16 protein-coding genes are annotated in these 19,719 nt (G+C 53.7%); 5 read left to right on the forward strand and 11 right to left on the reverse strand.

The features are described 5' to 3' along the window. Positions 1-127 precede the first annotated feature (127 nt). The 5 genes from BUB30_RS15770 to BUB30_RS15790 form a co-directional block, all read right to left on the reverse strand. Positions 128-2,128, reverse strand: a complete 2,001-nt coding sequence (locus tag BUB30_RS15770; RefSeq protein WP_073135798.1) for an ATP-binding protein — start codon at positions 2,126-2,128, stop codon at positions 128-130. 172 nt (positions 2,129-2,300) lie between these two features. Further along, the gene (locus BUB30_RS15775) at positions 2,301-3,416 is read right to left on the reverse strand and encodes a glycoside hydrolase family 43 protein (protein ID WP_073135800.1); all 1,116 of its coding nucleotides are present in this window, start codon (positions 3,414-3,416) and stop codon (positions 2,301-2,303) included. Between the two features lie 98 nt (positions 3,417-3,514). After that, the gene (locus BUB30_RS15780; protein ID WP_073135802.1) at positions 3,515-3,883 is read right to left on the reverse strand and encodes a DoxX family protein; all 369 of its coding nucleotides are present in this window, start codon (positions 3,881-3,883) and stop codon (positions 3,515-3,517) included. Between the two features lie 94 nt (positions 3,884-3,977). After that, a complete protein-coding gene (locus BUB30_RS15785) occupies positions 3,978-5,252 on the reverse strand; it encodes a sensor histidine kinase (RefSeq protein ID WP_073135804.1) in 1,275 nt (424 codons plus the stop codon). Beyond that, positions 5,249-5,926, reverse strand: a complete 678-nt coding sequence (locus BUB30_RS15790) for a response regulator transcription factor (protein WP_073137281.1) — start codon at positions 5,924-5,926, stop codon at positions 5,249-5,251. The genes BUB30_RS15785 and BUB30_RS15790 overlap by 4 nt, the downstream gene beginning before the upstream one ends. Before the next feature lie 209 nt (positions 5,927-6,135). Between BUB30_RS15790 and BUB30_RS15795 the strand changes: the two genes are divergently transcribed. From BUB30_RS15795 to BUB30_RS15810, 4 genes are all read left to right on the forward strand, one after another. Beyond that, the gene (locus tag BUB30_RS15795; RefSeq protein ID WP_084138163.1) at positions 6,136-7,533 is read left to right on the forward strand and encodes a TolC family protein; all 1,398 of its coding nucleotides are present in this window, start codon (positions 6,136-6,138) and stop codon (positions 7,531-7,533) included. A 53-nt stretch (positions 7,534-7,586) separates the two neighbouring features. Continuing rightward, entirely contained in the window at positions 7,587-10,805 is a 3,219-nt protein-coding gene (locus BUB30_RS15800) for an efflux RND transporter permease subunit (protein ID WP_073135806.1), read from the forward strand. Positions 10,806-10,819: 14 nt separating this feature from the next. Beyond that, positions 10,820-11,962: an efflux RND transporter periplasmic adaptor subunit gene (locus tag BUB30_RS15805; protein WP_073137285.1), complete on the forward strand. Its 1,143-nt coding sequence runs from the start codon at positions 10,820-10,822 to the stop codon at positions 11,960-11,962. Between the two features lie 162 nt (positions 11,963-12,124). Beyond that, on the forward strand, positions 12,125-12,868 hold the full coding sequence (locus BUB30_RS15810) for a DUF2490 domain-containing protein (RefSeq protein WP_073135808.1): 744 nt from the start codon (positions 12,125-12,127) through the stop codon (positions 12,866-12,868). A 4-nt stretch (positions 12,869-12,872) separates the two neighbouring features. Here the strand turns inward: BUB30_RS15810 and BUB30_RS15815 are convergent, their stop codons facing one another. Beyond that, a complete protein-coding gene (locus BUB30_RS15815) occupies positions 12,873-13,514 on the reverse strand; it encodes a JAB domain-containing protein (protein ID WP_084138164.1) in 642 nt (213 codons plus the stop codon). Positions 13,515-13,586: 72 nt separating this feature from the next. On the opposite strand from BUB30_RS15815, the gene BUB30_RS15820 reads away from it, so the two are divergent. Then, the gene (locus BUB30_RS15820) at positions 13,587-15,434 is read left to right on the forward strand and encodes a DUF3857 domain-containing protein (protein ID WP_073135810.1); all 1,848 of its coding nucleotides are present in this window, start codon (positions 13,587-13,589) and stop codon (positions 15,432-15,434) included. 9 nt (positions 15,435-15,443) lie between these two features. On the opposite strand, the gene BUB30_RS15825 is transcribed toward BUB30_RS15820, so the two are convergent. The 5 genes from BUB30_RS15825 to BUB30_RS15845 all read right to left on the reverse strand — a co-directional run bounded on the left by BUB30_RS15825 (position 15,444) and on the right by BUB30_RS15845 (position 19,488). After that, positions 15,444-16,238, reverse strand: a complete 795-nt coding sequence (locus BUB30_RS15825; RefSeq protein ID WP_073135811.1) for an SDR family NAD(P)-dependent oxidoreductase — start codon at positions 16,236-16,238, stop codon at positions 15,444-15,446. A gap of 49 nt (positions 16,239-16,287) precedes the next feature. Continuing rightward, positions 16,288-16,818 carry an RBBP9/YdeN family alpha/beta hydrolase gene (locus BUB30_RS15830; RefSeq protein WP_073135813.1) on the reverse strand — a complete coding sequence of 177 codons (531 nt, stop codon included), beginning with the start codon at positions 16,816-16,818 and terminating at the stop codon, positions 16,288-16,290. After that, entirely contained in the window at positions 16,819-17,214 is a 396-nt protein-coding gene (locus BUB30_RS15835; RefSeq protein ID WP_073135814.1) for an ExbD/TolR family protein, read from the reverse strand. Then, positions 17,211-17,903, reverse strand: coding sequence for a MotA/TolQ/ExbB proton channel family protein (locus tag BUB30_RS15840; protein WP_073135816.1), 693 nt, complete (start codon positions 17,901-17,903; stop codon positions 17,211-17,213). The genes BUB30_RS15835 and BUB30_RS15840 overlap by 4 nt, the downstream gene beginning before the upstream one ends. Positions 17,904-18,210: 307 nt before the next feature. Next, positions 18,211-19,488 carry a serine hydrolase domain-containing protein gene (locus BUB30_RS15845; protein WP_073135818.1) on the reverse strand — a complete coding sequence of 426 codons (1,278 nt, stop codon included), beginning with the start codon at positions 19,486-19,488 and terminating at the stop codon, positions 18,211-18,213. Positions 19,489-19,719 lie beyond the last annotated feature (231 nt).

Consider the following 19,719-nt stretch of genomic DNA (forward strand, 5'->3'; position numbering starts at 1 on the left):
AAAGATTGCGGAAATCCGCCCATGAGGGCCTCATCCCCGGCAAACAGGGCGAAATTTATTGAAGATTTTCGACTTTTCAGGAAATACGCGTGAAAACACAGAAGGCAAATGCTCGTTAGGGAAAGCGTCAAAGTGCGCTTTCGGGGGGTACGCTGAAGGAGAATACGGAGCCTTTCCCCTCTTCACTCTCCACCCAGATCTGGCCGCCATTCTTCTCTACGAATTCCCGGCAAAGGATCAGCCCCAAGCCGGTCCCCTTTTCATCGGCCGTTCCTTTGGTGGAGTGCTTGGCCTCGATGCGGAAAAGTTTTTTCATCACTTCGGGGCTCATGCCCACGCCGTTGTCGGCAATGGCAATGACCACTCTCCCGTTTTGCCGCTGCAGGCGTGTGGTGATCTGCCCGCCTTCGCCCGTGAACTTGATGGCGTTGGAAATGAGGTTGCGCACTACGGTGTTGATGGAGTTCTTATGCGCCCGCACCATCCAGGCTCCCTCGCCGGCGTTGTTCAAGGTGATCTTTTTCTGTTGCGCCTGGGCCTTCAACAGCGCGCGATTCTCTTCTACCACCGCGTTCAGGTCGAACACTTCGGGTTTGAATTCGATGTTGCCGGTTTGCGACCGAGACCATTCCAACAGATTTTCCAACAGGGCAAACAAGTTCTTCACCGACTTGTCGAGGTCTTTCGCCAGCATTTGTATTTCTTCTTTGCTGAGGCTGTCGGTGTGATGCAACAAAAGGCCGGAGAACGACGTGAGCGAGTTCAAAGGTCCCTTCAGATCGTGACTGATGATGGAGAAGAATTTATCTTTCGTGGCGTTGAGTTCCTGCAATTTGAGATTTTGTTCGTTCACGGTGGCATGGGCCGCTTCCAGTATTTTGTTGGACCGTCGCTTCACTAAGTACAAGTACAGCACGAGTGCCGCCACCACCACGGTTAACCCGACCAGCAGGAACAAAAAATTCTGCAGTTTCTTTTGGGTCCGCAACTCCTTTTCGCGCTGGAGGCGAAGCGTCTGCAGGTGGCCGATCTGCGATTCCTTTTTTTCAATCTCGTAGCGGTTCTGGGTTTCCAACAACTGGTGCTCGTTCTTGTCGTTGTTCATAAACTCCTGGAGCAATTGCTGCTGGTCTTTGAATTCCCAGGCCTTCTTGTAGTCGCCGAGCTCTTTGAAAGAAGCACTGAGGTATTCGTAACTCTTCAAAGTTTGCGGTTGATCCTGCACTTCGCGGGCGGCGTCCAGTGCCAGTTGCAGATTGGCGATCGCGCGCGGGTAGTTCTTTTGCTGATAATACAATGCGCCGATGTTGTTGTACGAATCGGCGATCCCTTTTCTGTCCTTCAAGGCTTGCCGCACCTCCAGCGAAGCCACGTGATTGGCCATGGCTTTGTCGTTGTTCTTCATGAGGCGGTAAAGCTCTCCGATGTCATTTAACGAAAGCGCTTCGGCGGCCTTGTCGCGCACGGAGCGGCTGAGGGCCAGGGCTTGTTTGTGTGTGGTCAGGGCTTCGGTATATTTTCCTTCTTGTGTTTGCAGGTGAGCGATGTTGAAAAGCGCCGCGGCTTCGGTGTGCGGGTCATTGATCTCTTCTTTGAACGCCAACACTTCTTCGTAGTTGCGGAGGGCTGCATCGCGTTCGCCCTGCACGGCGCGGACCTGTCCCAGTTGATTCAGGATCGTCACATGGACGCGTGTGTTGCGCAGGGAACGATTGATCACCAGCGCGTTCTCCAGGGACTCCTCGCTTTTGTTGTAGTCGCCAATGTCGCTGAACACGCGGGCGATGGCCATGTAGGTAAAAACTTGTTTGCTGTTCAGTGCGAGGGAGTCTTCAATGGCCAGGGCGCGAATGAAGTAGTCCATGGCCTGCTCGCGGTTCTCGGTGCCCGTGAGGTGGAGCATGCCGATCTCCTTCAGCACCGCGGCCTCGGCTACTTTGTCATTTTTTGACACAGCGTCTTTCAGCACAGCTTGCTGTTTGACGAGCGCTTTGTCTACCGGGGCTTTCTTGCCTTCGAAAAAGCTTTCATACCACACGAGGTCAGGATCTTTCTCCGGCTGCGCCTGCAGCGACACCGAGATCAGTAGCATATATACGCCCAGAAAAAATTTGAGGCCTTGGTACACGTATAAAGTTTTGTCAAAAGTGAGAAAAAAACGAGATGTTATTCGCGTGAAGTTGGCCATAATCTTACATCGTGGCTGCTACCGGCACGGCCATACCGCGAAGGCGGTGTCAAAAAAAAATGCTTTCGCTCCCGTGAACCCGAGGCGCGAAAGCATTTCAAGGTCATCGACGTTATTCTTCTCTGTAGGCGTTGATGGTTTCGATGGTGCCGTCGGGACGGTATTGGAGGCGCGTCACTTTAACGCTCCGCAGATGTGTTTTTCCTTTCGACAAAATGCTGTCGTGGAAGAACAGATACCACTGGCCCTTGTATTCCACGATGGAGTGGTGGTTCGTCCAGCCGATGACCGGTTTGAGGATCACGCCCTGGTAGGTGAACGGTCCATAGGGGCTGTCGCCAATGCCATAGGCGATGAAGTGGGTGTCGCCGGTGGAATAGGAGAAGTAGTATTTGCCGTTGTACTTGTGCATCCACGAGGCTTCAAAGAAGCGGCGGTCGTGGTCTTTGGCCAGGAGTGGTTTGCCGTCTTTGTCGATGACCTTGATCTCTTTTACGGGCTCGTCGAATTTGAGCATGTCCTTGCTCAGGCGCGCCATGCGGGGGCCGATGGCCGGCACATCGCCTTCCGGTTCTTTGCCCAGCGTATCGTATTTGCCCGTGATCCAACGCTGCAGCTGTCCTCCCCAGATCCCGCCAAAGTACATGTAGGACTTGCCATCGGTATCCTGAAAGACGGCCGGGTCGATGCTATAGCTTCCCGCGATTGGTTTAGGCTGGGCTGTGAACGGCCCCGCCGGCGATTTGCTGGTGGCCACGCCGATGTGGAACACGTCTTCTTTGTCCTTCACCGGAAAATACAAATAATAGGTACCCTTGCTGAAGGCGGCATCCGGCGCCCACAATTGGCGGCCGGCCCAGGGAATGTTCTTGATGTCCAGCGCCACACCATGATCGGTCACCGGGCCACCCACGCTGTCCATGGACAGGATGTGGTAGTCGCGCATGTCGAAGTGGTCGCCGTTGTCGTTCTCGGGGATGCCGGCTTCGATGTCGTGTGAGGGGTAGATGTAGATCTTGTTGTCGAACACGTGCGCGGAGGGATCGGCTGTGTAGATGTCGGTAACCAAGGGTTCGGCGATGGATTTTGGGAAGTGTTCGGTGGAGTCCTTCTTCGGGGTGGTTTCGGTCTCTGTTTTTGTTTCGCCTTTCTTTTGACAGGCTCCGACTGCGAGCGCTACGATGGCGGCAAAAAGCAGGTGGGGTTTACAACAGATGTTTTTGGTCATGTCTGGGTTTGGTTAATATTTCGAATCTACCCGTTGAAGGGTACAAAGTCAAGACGGTTCGGGATGCGGCTTTCCCTAAGATACTGGCAAACGAATTCTTAATCGCGTTGAAAAAGACCTAGAAAGGGATACTGCAAATAAAGTATCACCAATGAAAGCAATAGGAACGGCAGTTCGATGGCCACCCCTTTTAAATCCCGGTCGTTGAGGTGAAAAGCAATAATCAGTAAGATACCCGCCGCCGTAATATAATTTCCCCAGACAAATGTCCTGGGATGAAGCAGCATCACGCCACCGGCGATGGTGGCGATCCCCATGAGCGTGAGCCCGGTCTTGCCGAAATTCCATTTGCTGAACATCGCGACCATCTCCGGTTTTCCCGACAACATGGCCCATCCTTGTTTGATGCCCATGTACAGGGCGAAGAGTATAAAAATGGCGTTGAGTATTTTCAGGGCGGTGGGCATGGGCTTTTTCGTTTTAGGTCTATGATGGCAACGTCTAAAGATAACGAATCCCACGAAATGTGGGAATGCCCCGTTGACGCTGTAGGCTGTTTTACTACTGACCAGCCACCGGACTGCTGATGGTCAATGTATGCATCCCCTTATCAAAAGAATACTGAATGGCGAGGTGATAGCTGTCACAGATCTTTTTCACAATGGCCAACCCCAGCCCCAAAGAAGATGAGGACTGGTTCTGTTTTTTGAAACGCTCGAACAAACGCTCAGGCGATGCGGTGAGCGTACTACCGGTGTTGCTGACCTGCAAGGCACGATCGGTGCCGACGATGTTGATGACACCCTGCGGGTGATTGTGCTTCACGGCATTGCTCAGCAAGTTCGTGATGAGCACATCCGCCAATACGGGGTGCATTTTCACTTGGTACACGCCTGTTTTTGTGAACTGTACCGTTATCCCTTTGTGCGTAAAAATCTCTTCGAACTCGTCCAACTTTTCTGCCATGGCCGTCGTGAGGTTTATCGTCTCCCACTCGAAAAACTGGCCGTGCTCGATCTTGGAAAGCAACAACAGGGCCTGGTGCAATTTGGATAACCGCAAGGCCGACTGGTAAATGTCCTGGATCCAGCGCATCTGCTCGTCGGAAAAATTCTTCTGCTGGATCAATTCCTCCACGCGGCTGTTGATCAGGGCCAGCGGGGTTTGAATTTCGTGGGATGCATTTTCGGTGAACTCTTTCAGACTGGTGTAGTCGCGCGCGATCTTATCGGTCACTTTGTTCAGGACGGAGTTCAGCTCATTGAATTCAAAGATCTCCTCGGGCGTCAGCGTCAGGCCCTTGCCCTCGTTGAGGTCGAAGGATTTGGCGCGGGAAAGCGTTTGGTAAAAAGGTGCCCAGATGCGCCGGGCGATGCGGCGCTGAAACAAAAACAAAACCAGCAAGCCGAGACTCAGCACGGCCATCATAATGCCGGTGATGGATTTCAGCAAGGTGCGCGATTCGATGAGCGACTTCCGGATGGTCACCTTGTAGGGCGCACCCCCTATCGGGCTAACGAAACTGTATTCACGAAATGGAACGTACTCGTTGTTGTACCGATTATAGAGCAACGTATCTTTAAATTCTGTGACCGGCGCCAACGTATCCGTCAGCGAAGCGAGCTCGATCTTGTTCTCCACAAAATAGCAGCTCTCGTCCCACACGCCATGCGCCCGTACAAAATTCTCGAAATCGCGTCGCTCCACCTTCAACCGCTGTTCCACTTCCTGGTAGATCACGTGTTCCACCACCAGATAGAACGATGCGCCCACCAGCACGTAGATGATGACCGAGAAAACGATGTAGTAGAAATTGGTGCGGTCGAACAGTTTCAATTTTTCCCGAATTTATAGCCGATGCCGTAGATCGAATGAATATAGTCTTTACTCCCTTTGTCCGTCAATTTCTTTCGCAGGTTTTTGATGTGCGAATACAACATGTCGAACGAATCGGCCGAATCGATGTTGTCGCCCCAGAGGTGTTCGGCCATGGCGGGCTTGGTGAGGGCCACTTCGATGTTCGACATGAAATACAGCAGCAGGTCGTACTCTTTCTTGGAGAGCGTCACTTCGGTTTCGCCCACAAATACTTTGCGTGAAATATAGTTGACACGGATCTCCTGAAAGCTGATCTCGTTGCTGCCTCCAAAATGGCGGCGGCGCAAAAGCGATTTCACACGGGCATTTAATTCTGAAAGGTGAAAAGGCTTGGTCAGGTAATCGTCCGAGCCGATGTCGAGGCTTTTGATCTTGTCTTCCAGCGCGTGACGAGCCGAAATGATGATGATGCCGGATGAAGCCTTTATTTTTTTTAATGTTTCCACGATGTCGAAACCGATGCCATCGGGAAGGTTGATGTCGACCACCACGCAGTCGTAAGTGTAGAGGCTTATTTTTTCCAGGGCAGACTCGTAGTTGAAAACCGTTTCCGTGATGAAACCGTCTTTGGTCAGGTGCGCCGCGATGCTTTCGGCCAGCCCCATTTCGTCTTCTACTACCAGAACTTTCAAAGTGGCGTTTTTCTTCAAAGATACATCCCCGATTTTGGAGAAATTTAGGAAAGCACCCGTCTTTTCGGTTCGTCCGCATCCACCCAAAACCAAAAACAACCGCATAACAAAACCGCTCACGCGTGATTTTCCGGGGGCCTTCGAATTCCTAAATGTTTCCAGAATCCGGGTCCTAGTATTGCCGAATCTTTATTAAAAGTGTGGCAGCTATGCAATCAAAACGGTTAATCGTCTTTTTTCTCAGCCTCCTGCTCTGGCTCGCCGTAGGACGGTCTGGTGTCTCGGCACAGGGGGAGGATCTGCGTTCGTTGCTGGACCAAAGTGTCCGGCAATATCCCTTGCTCAAAGCGCGGGCAGCCGAAGTGAGTAGCGCTAACCAGGACGTGAAAACCAGTACGAGCGAATACATCCCAAGGCTGTCGGTACAACATCAATACACGTACTCCACCAACAACAGCGTGACGGGTTCGTTCTATCCCAATGGGGGAACGGTGATCTCCCCTTCCGGGGGAATCCGTGCCACCAATATTTACGACGGCACGTTTGGCAGCTTCACCTCGGCGTTGCTGGAATGGAATGTGGTGAACTTCGGTAAGGTAGCCACCAACGTGAAAGCTGCACGCCTCAACGAAGCCACGGCCCAGGCGGCCCTCGACAACGAGATCTTTCAACACCAGATCCGCGTGGCCGACGCCTACCTGCTGTTGCTGATCAGCGAAAAACTGAAGGCCATCCAGCAATCCAACCTGGAGCGCGCCGAAGGCTTCCGCGACGTGGTGAACGCCGGCGTCCATGCTGGGCTTCGGCCTGGGGTGGACAGCGCCCTGGCACAAGCCGAATATACCAAAGCCAAACTCCTGCTGCTGGAAAGCGAGCGCAACCAGCAGACACAGGCGTATCGCCTCATGGAACTGACCGGCGCTCTTGGCGACGGCGGATTGACCATCGACAGTCTGAATTTTTACACCGCCTTGCCTGGAGCCCCAACACCAACAGTAAATACCCAGTCGAATCCAGTCCTGCGCTATTATCAAACCCGCATGCAAGCCACCCAAGCCCGCAGCACGGCCGTCGGCCGGTCGTTCCTTCCCAGCATTTCGCTGGTGGCCGCGGGATGGGCCCGCGGCTCGGGTGTGTCCAACACCGATGATTCCTATCGCACCGACTTTTCCTCGGGCACAAACTATCAGGTATACAATTACCTGGTGGGCATCTCTACGCGCTGGACCTTGACAGATTATGTACCGCTGCGGCATCGCTACAAGAGCGAGCAATTCAAAGCCCGTCGCGATGAAGAATTGTATAACGAGCAATCGCTGCGTGTACAGCGGCAGTGGAAAGAATCGGACGTGCAATACCAGGTGGCCCTGGAGCAAGCCCACACGGCACCGGTGCAATTGGATGCCGCACGCCAGGCCTACGACCAGGCCCGCGCGCACTACACCAGCGGCCTCACCGATCTGCCAACACTCCTGCAAAGCATCGTCACCCTAAACCGTGCCGAAGCTGACGTCGCCATCGTCTATAGCAACGCGTGGCGCTCGTGGTTGATGGTGGCCGCTGCACAGGGCGACATTTCTTTATTCTTAAACTCGGTTCAAAATTAATCATCGACCGCGAGCTCACCGGCTAACGGACGACGACGCCATACCAAACGCTTATGTACAAACTCATTCGTGCTGCCTTGCGAAATCCCATCTCGGTCATGGTGGGCATCATCGCCATCGCTTTCTTTTCTTTCCTGTCGATGCGAAGCATCCCCGTAGACATCTTCCCCGACCTTGACCTGCCCACGATCTATGTCGTGCAGCCTTATGGGGGTATGGCCCCCGACCAAATGGATGGGTTCATCACAACACGCTACCAGGATCACTTCCTCTATGTTTCCGGTATCCGTGACGTGGAAGTGAAGACCATCCAGGGGATGTCGCTCATCAAGCTGCAGTTTTATCCCGGCACCGACATGGCGCAAGCCGCTGCGGAAGTGGCCAACAACATTTCGCGCGCCAAGGCCTACATGCCCGAAGGCACGGTGCCTCCACAGGTGATCCGCTTCGACGCCAGCTCCGTGCCCGTAGGCCAACTGGTTTTTTCCAGCGCCACGCGTTCGCTGAATGAGATCCAGGATTTTGCGTCTTCACGGATACGCCCGATGTTCTCCAAGATCGAGGGCGTGTCCAGCCCGCCGCCGCTTGGCGGGAACCAGCGCACCATTGTGATCCGGGTCGATCCGCAGCGCCTGGCCAGCTACAAGCTCACACCGGAAGAAGTGATCCGTGCCATCGGCGTGAACAATCAGCCTTCGCCGGCCGGCAACATCCGTATTGGCAACCAGACCCTGATGACCCCGGTGAACTCGCTCATCGACAAACCCGCCGATTTTCTGGACATTCCCGTGCGGATCGGTTCCGGTCCCACGGTCTTCATTCACGACATCGGCACGGTGGAAGATGCCGCCGACATTACCGTGGGCTTTGCCCTCGTGCAGGGCCGGCGCGCAGTTTATATCCCGGTCGTAAAAAAATCAGACGCCTCTACGCTTTCGGTGGTGAACAACATTCGCGAAGCGTTGCCGGTATTGCAGAATGCGGTCCCTGAAGATGTGAAGATCTCGTATGAGTTCGACCAGTCGTCGTATGTGACCAACTCGTTGAAGAGTCTTGTTACGGAAGGTGCGCTTGGAGCGCTGCTCACGGGATTGATGGTGTTGTTGTTTCTTCGCGACTGGCGGAGTGTGATCATCGTGGTCGTTACCATTCCCATCTCGGTGTTGAGCGCCGTGATCCTGCTTCACCTCGTGGGACAGACCATCAACATCATGACGTTGAGCGGGCTGGCCTTGGCGGTGGGGATCCTGGTGGATCAGGCCACCGTGACCATTGAGAACATCCACCAGCACCTGGAAATGAAAAAGCCAAAAGCGCAAGCCATCTGGGACGCCTGCAAAGAGATCGCGTTTCCGGAGTTGCTTATCCTCCTTTCCATATTGGCCGTATTCGCTCCAGCGTTTGTCATGAGCGGCGTACCCAAATCCATGTTTCTCCCCTTGTCGCTGGCCGTAGGCTTTGCGATGACGGCGTCGTTTTTGTTATCCCAAACATTCGTGCCGGTGTTGTCCAATTGGTTATTGAAAGTGCATACCCATTACCCGGAAGAACCAACATTGGCCCTTGACCATGCGGAGTCTGAGAGCATCATCGAAGAAAGTCGTCATCCGCATAAAGTGACGGGGTTCGACAAATTCAAGATGAAATACATCCGCACACTGGAAAAGATCATCGCGCGTAAAAAATTCTGGACAACGGTCTACCTGATCGGCTCGTTTGTCCTGATCGCCGGCGCCTTCTTTTTTATCGGTACCGATATTCTCCCCAAAGCCAACAGTCACCAGTTCCAACTGCGGTTGCGGGCTTTGGATGGAACGCGGGTGGAGCGCACGGAGGAAATCACGTTAAAAGTATTGGGCATTATTCAGGAGGAAGTGGGTGCGGAAAATATCGCGATCACCTCGGCGTACGTCGGCAACGTGCCCACCAGTTATGGAACCTCCCAGATCTTTGTGTTCAACAGCGGGCCGCACGAGGCCGTGTTGCAGGTTTCGCTATCGGAAGAATTTCCTGTGCGCATGGATGCCCTGAAGGAGAGGCTTCGCGAAAGCATTGCCCAAAAAATTCCGGGGCTGCGTCTTTCATTCGAGCCCATCGAATTGGTGGACAAGATCATGAGCCAGGGCGCCGCCACACCCATCGAAGTGAACGTGGCCGCCAAAGACATCCGGGAGGCCGAGAAGTTTGCCTTGAAGATCATGGCCAATATGCAAAAGATCCCGTACCTCCGCGACGTGCAGATCGCGCAACCGATGGCCTACCCGATCTTGCGGATCGACATGGATCGCGAGCGCGCAGGTCAACTGGGCGTCACGCCCACGCAGGTGGCACGCTCGCTGGTCGCCGCCACCAGCTCCAGCCGTTTCACCGATAAAAATCTCTGGCTCGACAACACCAAAGGGCTTGCCTACCAGGTGCAGGTACAGGTGCCCGAGTATAAAATGAATTCGATCAATGACATCGCCAACATCCCGCTGCAAAGCGGCAACCTCCACCCTACCCTGAACGACGTGGCCACGTTCTCGGAAGAAATCGCACCCGGTCAATACGATCGTTCCGGTCCCAACCGGTTGGTGACCATCACGGCCAACATTCACAAAAAAGATCTCGGCTCGGCCAGCAAAGCGGTGAGCAAGGCCATCGACGATGCCGGTCAGGCGCCGCGCGGTATGGCCATCGAATTCAAAGGGCAGGTGAAGTTGCTGGCGGAAACGCTCACGAGTTTGCAAGGTGGTCTGGTGGTCGCCATTGTGATCATCTTCCTGTTGCTGGCGGCAAATTTTCAGTCGTTCAAATTGTCGCTGGCCATTCTTTCGTCGGTGCCGGCGGTGCTGGCGGGGTCGCTGCTGATGTTGTTGCTGTTTGGGGCTACCCTAAACCTGCAGTCCTACATGGGCATGATCATGTCGGTGGGGGTTTCGGTGGCCAATGCCATCCTGATGATCACCAACGCCGAGAACCTGCGGCTGGAAGTGAAGGATGCGCAGAAGGCGGGGTTGATGGCAGCCGGCAGCCGGATCCGCCCGATCCTGATGACCAGCATCGCCATGATCGCGGGCATGATCCCGATGGCCAGTGGCCTGGGGGAAGGCGGCGACCAGGTGGCACCGTTGGGGCAGGCGGTGATCGGCGGTCTGATCGCTTCCACGTTGGCCTCCCTGCTGATACTTCCCGGCGTCTTCACCCTCGTACAACAAAAAGCATCGCTCGTCTCGGTGTCGCTCGACCCCGAGGACAGTGAAAGTCCATATTTCAACAACAAGGCAAAATGAGCATCATGAACGCTATGAAAATAACATACATTCCCCTCGCATTGGGCATCGTCGTACTGGCCTCGTGCCATTCAGAAAAAAAACAGGAAAGCAAAACCGCGGCCGTGCCGGAGGTAGAAATAACCGCTGTGAAAAATCTGCAACCTGCTTTGCAGACGGCTTTGCCAGGGGAGCTAAAACCTTGGAACAAAACACCGATGTTTCCCCGCGTGAAAGGTTATGTGGGCGCCGTGAAGGCCGATAGAGGTACCGTTGTTAAGAAAGGCGACGTGCTGGCCGTGCTGGAAGCGCCTGAAATTGTTTCGGCATTGAATCACGCGCAGGCGCAGGTAGCGTCGGCCGAGGCCACCCTGATTGAACAGGGTGCCAAAGTCCGGGCGAGCACGCTCACCTACCAACGCATGTTGGAGACCAGTCGCACAAAAGGCGCAGTGTCAGCCAACGAAATGGACCAGGCGCTCTCCCGCATGTCGGCCGACAGCGCGCTGACCCGGGCGGCGCAGAGCAACCTGCTGGCGGCGAAGGCGCAGCATGCTTCGCAAGGCCAACTGGTCAGCTACCTCACCGTGCGCGCACCCTTCGACGGCACCGTGACGGAGCGCAACATCAGCCCGGGGGAATTGGTGGGTCCGGAGGGAAACGCCAAACCGATGTTTGTTTTAGAAGATCACTCCAAACTCAGGCTGACGGTGGCCGTGCCCGAAAATCTTTCCAATTCCATTTCCGACAACAGCGCCGTTTCCTTTACCGTGCAAGCCGACCCTCAGAAAGAATACAAAGCCCGGTTCGCCCGCAGCGCCAACAGCCTGTCGGAAAACAACCGCACGATGATGGCCGAGTTTGATGTGAACAATGCCGACGGCGCACTGAAGGCCGGCATGTATGCCCAGGTGAAGCTGCCGGTGACACGCAACAAGTCGACCTTGTTTGTGCCCCGCACGGCGCTCATTCAATCCACGGAAGGCGTGTTCGTGATCCGCCTCCGGGAGAATGTGGCCGAATGGCTGGGCGTTCAGAAAGGCAACAACCTCGACTCGCTGGTGGAAGTGTTTGGTCCCCTGCAGGAGGGTGAAAACATCGTGCTGAAAGCCAGCGAAGAACTGCGAAACGGGCAGGCCGTGACGGTGAAATCTCAAAAATTATCAGCCAAAAAATAGCGTTTCCAGCCCAAATTCGCAGGAAATCGCCAATGTTAAGCCAATGTTAAGACTGTGTTAAAAAGGTAAAATTACGGTAATTTTAGAGTCGCTTCTTTTGTAGAAACATAACAAAAGTATAGCGCAGTGTTAAGGTTAACTTCACGTTGGATTTGCAGCCTGATGTTGGTTGCGTCCGCCTCATTAAGTTTCGCGCAACCCAAGGGTCGCCAGGTAGTGAATCAATCCATCGAATGGTTTTCATTCACCACCAACCTGAAAGTTTCCAAACGCACAACGCTCATCCTCGAAGGCCAGTTCCGCCAGGCCCAGAACATGCAGCCCATGCAGTATCAGTTTCGCACGGGGGCAGAAATCGGTCTGAATAAGCACTTCTCCATCATCCCCCTGGGCTATGTCTACACGTGGAATTTCCAGTACGGCAAGCAGCCCGCGGCATTTGAAAACAACGAGCACCGTTTATTCGAGCAAGTTACCTATAAACACGCCATTGGCCGGTTCGTCTTCAGTCATCGCGCACGGTTGGAGCAGCGCTTCCTGCAAGTGCACACCAACGAAGGACAAGAGGGGATTGTCAACCACGGGTATGACATGTACATGAACCGCGTACGTTATCGCTTCCAGGCCATGCTTCCTTTGAATCACAAGAAGATCGAAGCCAAGACGTTCTTTGCGAGCGCCTATGACGAAGCCTTCCTGAACTGGGGCAAGCCCGTTACGTTCCATGAGCCCGACCAAAACCGGCTCTTTGGCGGTTTCGGTTACCAGTTCAAATCGCCGCTCTCGATCCAAGCCGGGTTCCTGTATCATATGCTGATCAAAGCCAACGGTGCTCAACAAGAAAACAACACCGGCATCCAGGTGATGGTGACCTACAACATCAACCTGATGAAACCACAATCCTGAAGGCTTAAAGTTTAGCGATCGCGGTCTTTCGCAGGCCCGTCATTTCTTTGATCTCGTCCACGTCATAACCTCTTGACTTCATCTTTATGGCCAGTGCCAGCATGGTCTCCGTTCCCGACTGAAGCTCTTCGAGTTGTTCCTGGTCGGCCTCGGTCAGCACCGGAAGCTTGGCTCGCTTTAGCCTGGAAAGTATTCCCTTCTGTGATAAACTGACGAACTCTTTTTCGGTGATGAGCAGATGATCCACCACTTCGATATTGATCCGCTCCCCCGCTTTGATCAGGAGTGCGGTCGTTGTTTTATCGGCTTCCGAAATTTCGATCGTTCCTTCCGGGCGACTGTTGACAAGGACCATCTTCACCGCCATTTTATAGAGCGCCATGCGAAAGATCTCCTTTGGCGCGATGCTCATGCGATTGACAGGCCCCATGCTGATCAGTTCGACAAAGAGCATGTGGTGCGCGCTGTTCATGCCGATGGCCCAGGTATGACCTTTACTTTTCCGGATGGCATTTTCGCGGAGCAGCAGGGGTTGCATCACGGCGTAGACATCACGTGATTGAGCAGTTTTGTTTTTTGGTTGTCGGTGAGGGTTTCCATGAGGGCAATATATGGAAATCGAAGAATGCATAGCAAGAATTGTCATGCTCCGGCCAGGAGGAATGGTTTCCCTGGTATTTAATCCTTATTTTAAAGGATTCGAAATCCCCCGGTTGGCATGAAATTCATTCTTATCCCTTTCTCCCTCCTGTTAGTTTTCCCACTCTTTGCTCAGAACGATCCCACCGAACGTGAGGTGACCGTTGAAGACCTGCAGATGAAAACTTTTCCGAGCGACACGAGCGCCGTGGCCGTTTTGTTATTTGATAAGGGCGAACACATTCTATTGGGGGATATGTCCTTTAAGCGCCATCGTCGGATAAAGATCCTGAAGAAAGAGGCTTTCAATTCCTGGGGTACGGTTTTTTTAATGGAAGACGAGTCGAACATCGGGAAAATACAAGGCACGACCTATAACCTTGTGAACGGGCAGATTGTGAGAACCGAATTGGAGGACAACGCCATCTTTCGCGTACCGTCTGGCAAACGCCGAACCCAAATTCGCTTCACCTTCCCCAATCTTCATGAAGGTTCCATCATTGAATACAGTTATAAAGCAACAGAAAAAAATGGTTGGAACCGCTGGATATTTCAGTGGGATATCCCCACGTTGTGGAGCGAATATTCCTTCCATGCCTCACTCTGGATCAAGACCCCGGTGCTGTTGGGCAACATCAAACCCACGGTGAGCGAAAGCAAACACGACGGGCATTACCATCGTTGGGTATTGAAGGATGTACCAGCCTTGAAGGACGAGCCGTTTATGGTCTCCGCGCAGGATCGCCAAGCAAGCATTTTGTTTTGGCCCGAAGGTCTCACCTGGGGTATTCTCCACGCGGCGGCTCAGGATTTCGTCGGATACATACCTCAAACAAAGGGCGCAAAAACCTTGAGGGAAAAAGCCCTGGCCATCACGGAAGCGCTAACCGATTCCACAGAAAAGATCAGGGCGCTTTCGGCCTACGTCAAAACCCAGGTAAAGTGGAATGGCATATGCGACAGGATACCGGATAGTCCTTTAGATGTCTTGAAACAAAAGAAAGGCACCGCGGCCGACATCAACTTCCTGCTGGGATGCCTGCTCGAGGCCGCGGGGTTTAAACCGGTGGCCGCCTTCCTGAGCACACGTGATCACGGGACCTACATAGACCAATACCCGGATGCCACCCAGTTCGATTACCTGATATACTCGGTCCGTTTGAAAAGAAAAGATCTTTTCCTCGACGCCACCGAGCCCCTGTTGCCCTATGATGTACTGCCCGAACGATGCCTGAACGGCAAAGCCTTCAGCATGCTTTACATGGGCTACCGATGGCTCCCCCTCACCTCCCCGGCCAAGGACAAGACGATCGTTACCGCCGAGTTTGCATTGACTGCTGAAGAGAACCTTCAGGGAAAGTTAACCGTCGATCGTTTTGGTTATGATGCCTTTGCGGCCCGGAGCCAGTACCAGGGAGCAGAGAAGGATAAATACTTTGAGCACACGCTCCTTCAAAAATCATGGACCGTGGCCCAAAAAGAGGCACTGCAAATGGAAGATGTGAACACCGCGGTGCGTGAGCAATATGAACTGTCGATCCCAAATCAAGTGATTGTTTCCGACAACAAGTTGTATATCAATCCTTATGTTGCGCTGCGGGAAGATATCAACCCGTTTCCGGAAGCCGTTCGCACATACCCCTTGGATTTCCCTTTTCAAAAAGAGAAAATTCTATTGTGCCACATCACCATACCGGAAGGGTATGAAGTAGAATCGCTTCCCGAAAACAAAAACATCACCTTGCCGAACAATGCCGCCAAGTGTTCTTTCAACATCTCCCTGGATGGCAACCGGCTTTCGGTGGTGAGCAATCTCAAGATCAATGAAACCTATTTCCTGCCGAATGAATATGTAAGCCTGCGGGAATTTTACACGCGCATCATCGCCAAGCAAACCGAACCGATCGTGCTCCGGAAAAAGTCCTGACGAACCGGATCACACCGCCGAGCGGATCAAGCCTCCCTCCACCCGCACAGCCGCACCGTTGGTTGCCGAGGCCAAGGGACTGGCCAGGTATACGATCATGTTGGCCACTTCTTCGACGGAAGCAAAACGCTGCAGCAACGATGTGGGCCGGGCATTCTTAAAGAAATCCTTTTCGACTTGTTCGGCGGTGGAGTTGCCGGCCTTGGCCAGGTCGTTGAGAAAAACACTGACGCCATCGGATCTGGTTGGTCCGGGCAGCACGGCATTGACGGTGACCTCGGTACCCTTGGTGAGCTCGGCCAGTCCGCGACTCACGGCCAGTTGAGCGGTTTTGGTCATGCCGTAGTGGATCATTTCTTCGGGGATGAACACACCGGATTCGCTGGAGATAAAGATGATGCGACCCCAATTCTTTTTCAGCATCAACGGAAAGTAATGCCGCGACAAGCGCACACCGCTCATGACGTTGACTTCAAAAAACCGAAACCAATCTTCGTCGGGGATTTCCGCGAAGGGCTTGGGCTCGAAGATGCCTGCGTTGTTGACGAGGATGTCCACGTCGGGAAGTTGCTGGAGGAGGTTGGTCACGTCGGCGGCCTTGGAGAAATCGGCCGCGATGCCGCGGATGTTTGTTTTGCCGGTTTGCCGTTTCAATTCCTGCACGGCTTTGTCCACCCCAGCCTGGGTGCGGCCATTGAGGATGACGATGGCGCCTTCGTCGGCCAATTTTTTTGCTGTAGCGAATCCGATCCCGGCGGTTGAGCCGCTGATGAATGCGGTCTTTTGGGTGAGTTGTAAATCCATAGTCTTTTGAAATATGGATAGACAACCCGCGGCCCGGGGTTATAGTTTCTTAACGATCGAGTTCTTTCAAAAATCCGAGCCCTTGTTCCCAGGCCCCGAATCCAGCGGCCACGTTGATGTGGCCTGCGTCACCGATGTCCACCAGCTTGCTGCCCCAGGCCTTGGCAAATTGTTGGGCCCGCTCGAAGCGAACATAGTAATCGTTGGTGCTGGCCACGACGATGGATGGAAACGATAACGGGGCAAGCGGCACGGGCGTGAACCCCGAAGTTCCTGGAGGATAGGTGTCGGCTTCCGTGTCGCTCGGTGCCACCAACAGGGCGCCTTTTATTTTGCGTTTGTATTGGTCGCTCCAGAAGGCGATGGCGGCGCAGGCCAAACTATGCCCTACGAGGATCACGTTGGCGGGATCGTGTGGCGCGAGGGCTTTGTCGATGGCGTCGATCCAGTCGGCGCGGCGGGGTGTTTCCCAATCGCGTTGTTGAATGCGGGTGAAGTTGAATTGTTTTTCCCAGAGGGTTTGCCAGTGGCCTTCGCCGGAATTGCCTAGTCCGGGGATGATAAAAACAGAAGACGTCATTTAGTTCTTTGCCGTAGCCAATACCATTTTGAATTTGTGCTTTGCCCCGATCTGCATCACATCCACCAGGTCCTGAACGGACAATGAATGCGGCATCCGGATCACCACGGTGGGTTCCTCTTTGCCAGCGCACGCTTCCACGAGGCTTTGTTCCAACTGGGCGTGTGGCACTTCTTTTTTGTTGATATAAAAATGTTTGTCCTCCGTCACCGTGAGCGAGATCTGTTGCTTGCTCAGCGCCTGGCTGGAGTTCGACTTGGGCAACAGCACTTTGATCACGTTGGGATTGGCCACCGTGGAGATGATGAGGAAAAACAACAGCAGGAAGAACATGATGTCGTTCAGCGACGACGTGGACACCTCTGCCTGAAAATGATTTTGCTTTTTTATTTTCATTTCGCCGGGCTTAGGATGGAGCGCATGAATTCAAAAACGTCTTTCTGCATTTGGAGCGTATAGCGTGCAATGCGTTGCTGCAGCAAGTGATAGGCCGAATAGGCCAACACCCCTACGATGAGTCCCGAGCCGCTGGTGATCATCTTTTCATACAAACCTCCCGCGATGATCCCGATGCTGATGTTGTCGGACAACGAGATGCTGTAGAAGATGTTGATGATCCCCGAGATCGTCCCGATAAATCCAAGCATGGGGGCCACGCCGGCGATGATGCCCAGGTAGCCCATGTTCTTTTCCATTTCGGCCAGCTCGATGTTGGCGGCCGACTCCATCATCGACTCGATGTCTTTCAAGGGCTTGCCCACATAGTCGAGGCCGCTCTTGATGATGGTGCCCGTGGCGGACGAATCCTGTTCGGCAAACGCACGTGCGGCGCTGATGTCGCCCACCTGCAGACGGCGCGCGATCTGGGGAACAAAATCCTTTCTCACCTTTGCGGCGGTGCGCAGGTACAGAAAGCGTTCGATAAAAATATACGTAGCGATAAACCACAACAGCAGGATGGGGATCATGATAAATCCGCCTTTCATCAGCAAACTGGCAATGGACAAGCCTTCTTCTGGTGTTGCTTCGGGTGTTACGATGGGTTCTGTGGTGATCTGAAGTAAAATACCGAATAGGAGATTCATGTTTTAAAAATTGTGTTTGTAGGCCCTGGTGCTAAACTATTAAAAAATAAGTTTGTGTCTGTTCCGTGTGACAAGGAGCTTGCACAAATTCCGGTCCATACGTTTCCGTCTTAAAAAATGTGATGGCGCCGTCAGGAGGACAAACGCAATCCGGCCGGAAAAAATATAAGTACCTGATGTTGTTTTCGGCCACCGCTCCGAAAACCGGGTTTGAGGTGGCCTGCCGTCGTCTAAATCTCTGCAAGGTAAGCAATTATCGGCAAGCGAGGGCCATTCGGCCGGCCGAACTTTCGCCCAATCGCGTCGGCTACTCCCTCAGTGCCTGGTATACCAGCACATCGTATTTCCGGGCCATGTCGCCCATGTGCGAGCCCCACATTTGCCGGTACAACAGCACCACCAGCTTGGACGCGGGGTCAACATAGTATCCTGTGGAAAAGGCGCCGCCCCATCCGTAGGTTCCGGGTTTGGAGGGCGTCAGGTGGCTGCCGGCTTCGGTGAGGACGCTAAACCCGAGACCGAATTTGCCCTCGCCAAACGGCAGGTTGCCGATCTGGTTCATGGTCATGAGGCGCACGGCGGTGGGACTCAGCAGTCGCACGCCATTGTAGGTCCCGCCATTCAACAACATCTGGAGAAAGATCCCATAATCCATGATCGTCGACGACAGGCCGCCACCGCCGGAGAAGTAGGTCTTCTTGTGCAGGGGATAGCTCATGTCCAACTGACCGAACGCAAACGGTTCTTTTACGATATGACCCAAAGAATCTTCCCGGAAGAAATTAACCAGGCGGTTGGCCTTGGCGGGAGGAATGTTGAAATAGGTATCGTTCATGCCCAGCGGTTCGAAAATGCGTGTGCGGAAAAAGTCGTCGAGCGTCATGCCCGACCAGATCTCCACCAGTGCGCCCAACAAGTCGATGTTCAGACCATAGATCCAACGCTCGCCAGGTTGGTGCATCAAGGGCAACGTGCCCAGCCGTGTCATGGCGGCCACCAGGTTGTCGTCGGTATACAGACCGGCGGTCACTTTGTTTTTTGCGTAGATCGCGGTGGCCGTATCGCTGCCGATGCTCGCATAGTCGATGCCCGACGTGTGCGTGAGCAGGTCGCGGATGGTCACCTCACGCTTGGCGGGCACGGAGGTGTAGGTTGTGTCTTTGGCGTTATACTTGGCCAGCACCTTGGGCTTGGCAAACGTGGGGATGTATTTCGAAACGGGATCGTCCAACAGGAACTTGCCCTCTTCGTGGAGCATCATCACGGCCACGCTGGTGATGGCCTTGGTTTGGGAGGCGATGCGGAAGATCCCGTCTTTGGCCAGCGGCGCTTTGGTGGCCATGTCGTTATAGCCAAAGGCTTTGTAGTAGACGATCTTTCCATCGCGGATCACCAGGGCGACGGCGCCGTTCATCCAACCTTTGGTCACCCAGTCGTTGAAATTGGTGTCGAGTCTTTTGAGACGCTCGGAAGAAAAGCCGGCAGCTTCAGGGGTGGTGGCCGGGGTTATTTTTTGTGCTCTGACCGCTGGCGGCAGACACACTGCGAGCAGGGACAAGAGCAAGAAGAAGTATTTCTTTTTCATGGATCCAAGGGTCGGTTTAAGGATACCGAATATAGGTATTCGATTCAACTTGGGAGAGCGGGTCTTCATATTTTTACTACCCTGCCTTCGCTAAAACTAAGGCGGGCAGCAAAAGGCGCAAAGTGAGGCGTTAAGTATGGGTGGCATTGCGTTTGCATTCCACCGTGCCGTGTGGTGTGCGGGTTATCGTGGACTGCCATGCATTCTGATCATATCTCTTACATAAACTAT

The organism is Chryseolinea serpens (genome assembly GCF_900129725.1).
GTDB classification, from domain to species: domain Bacteria; phylum Bacteroidota; class Bacteroidia; order Cytophagales; family Cyclobacteriaceae; genus Chryseolinea; species Chryseolinea serpens.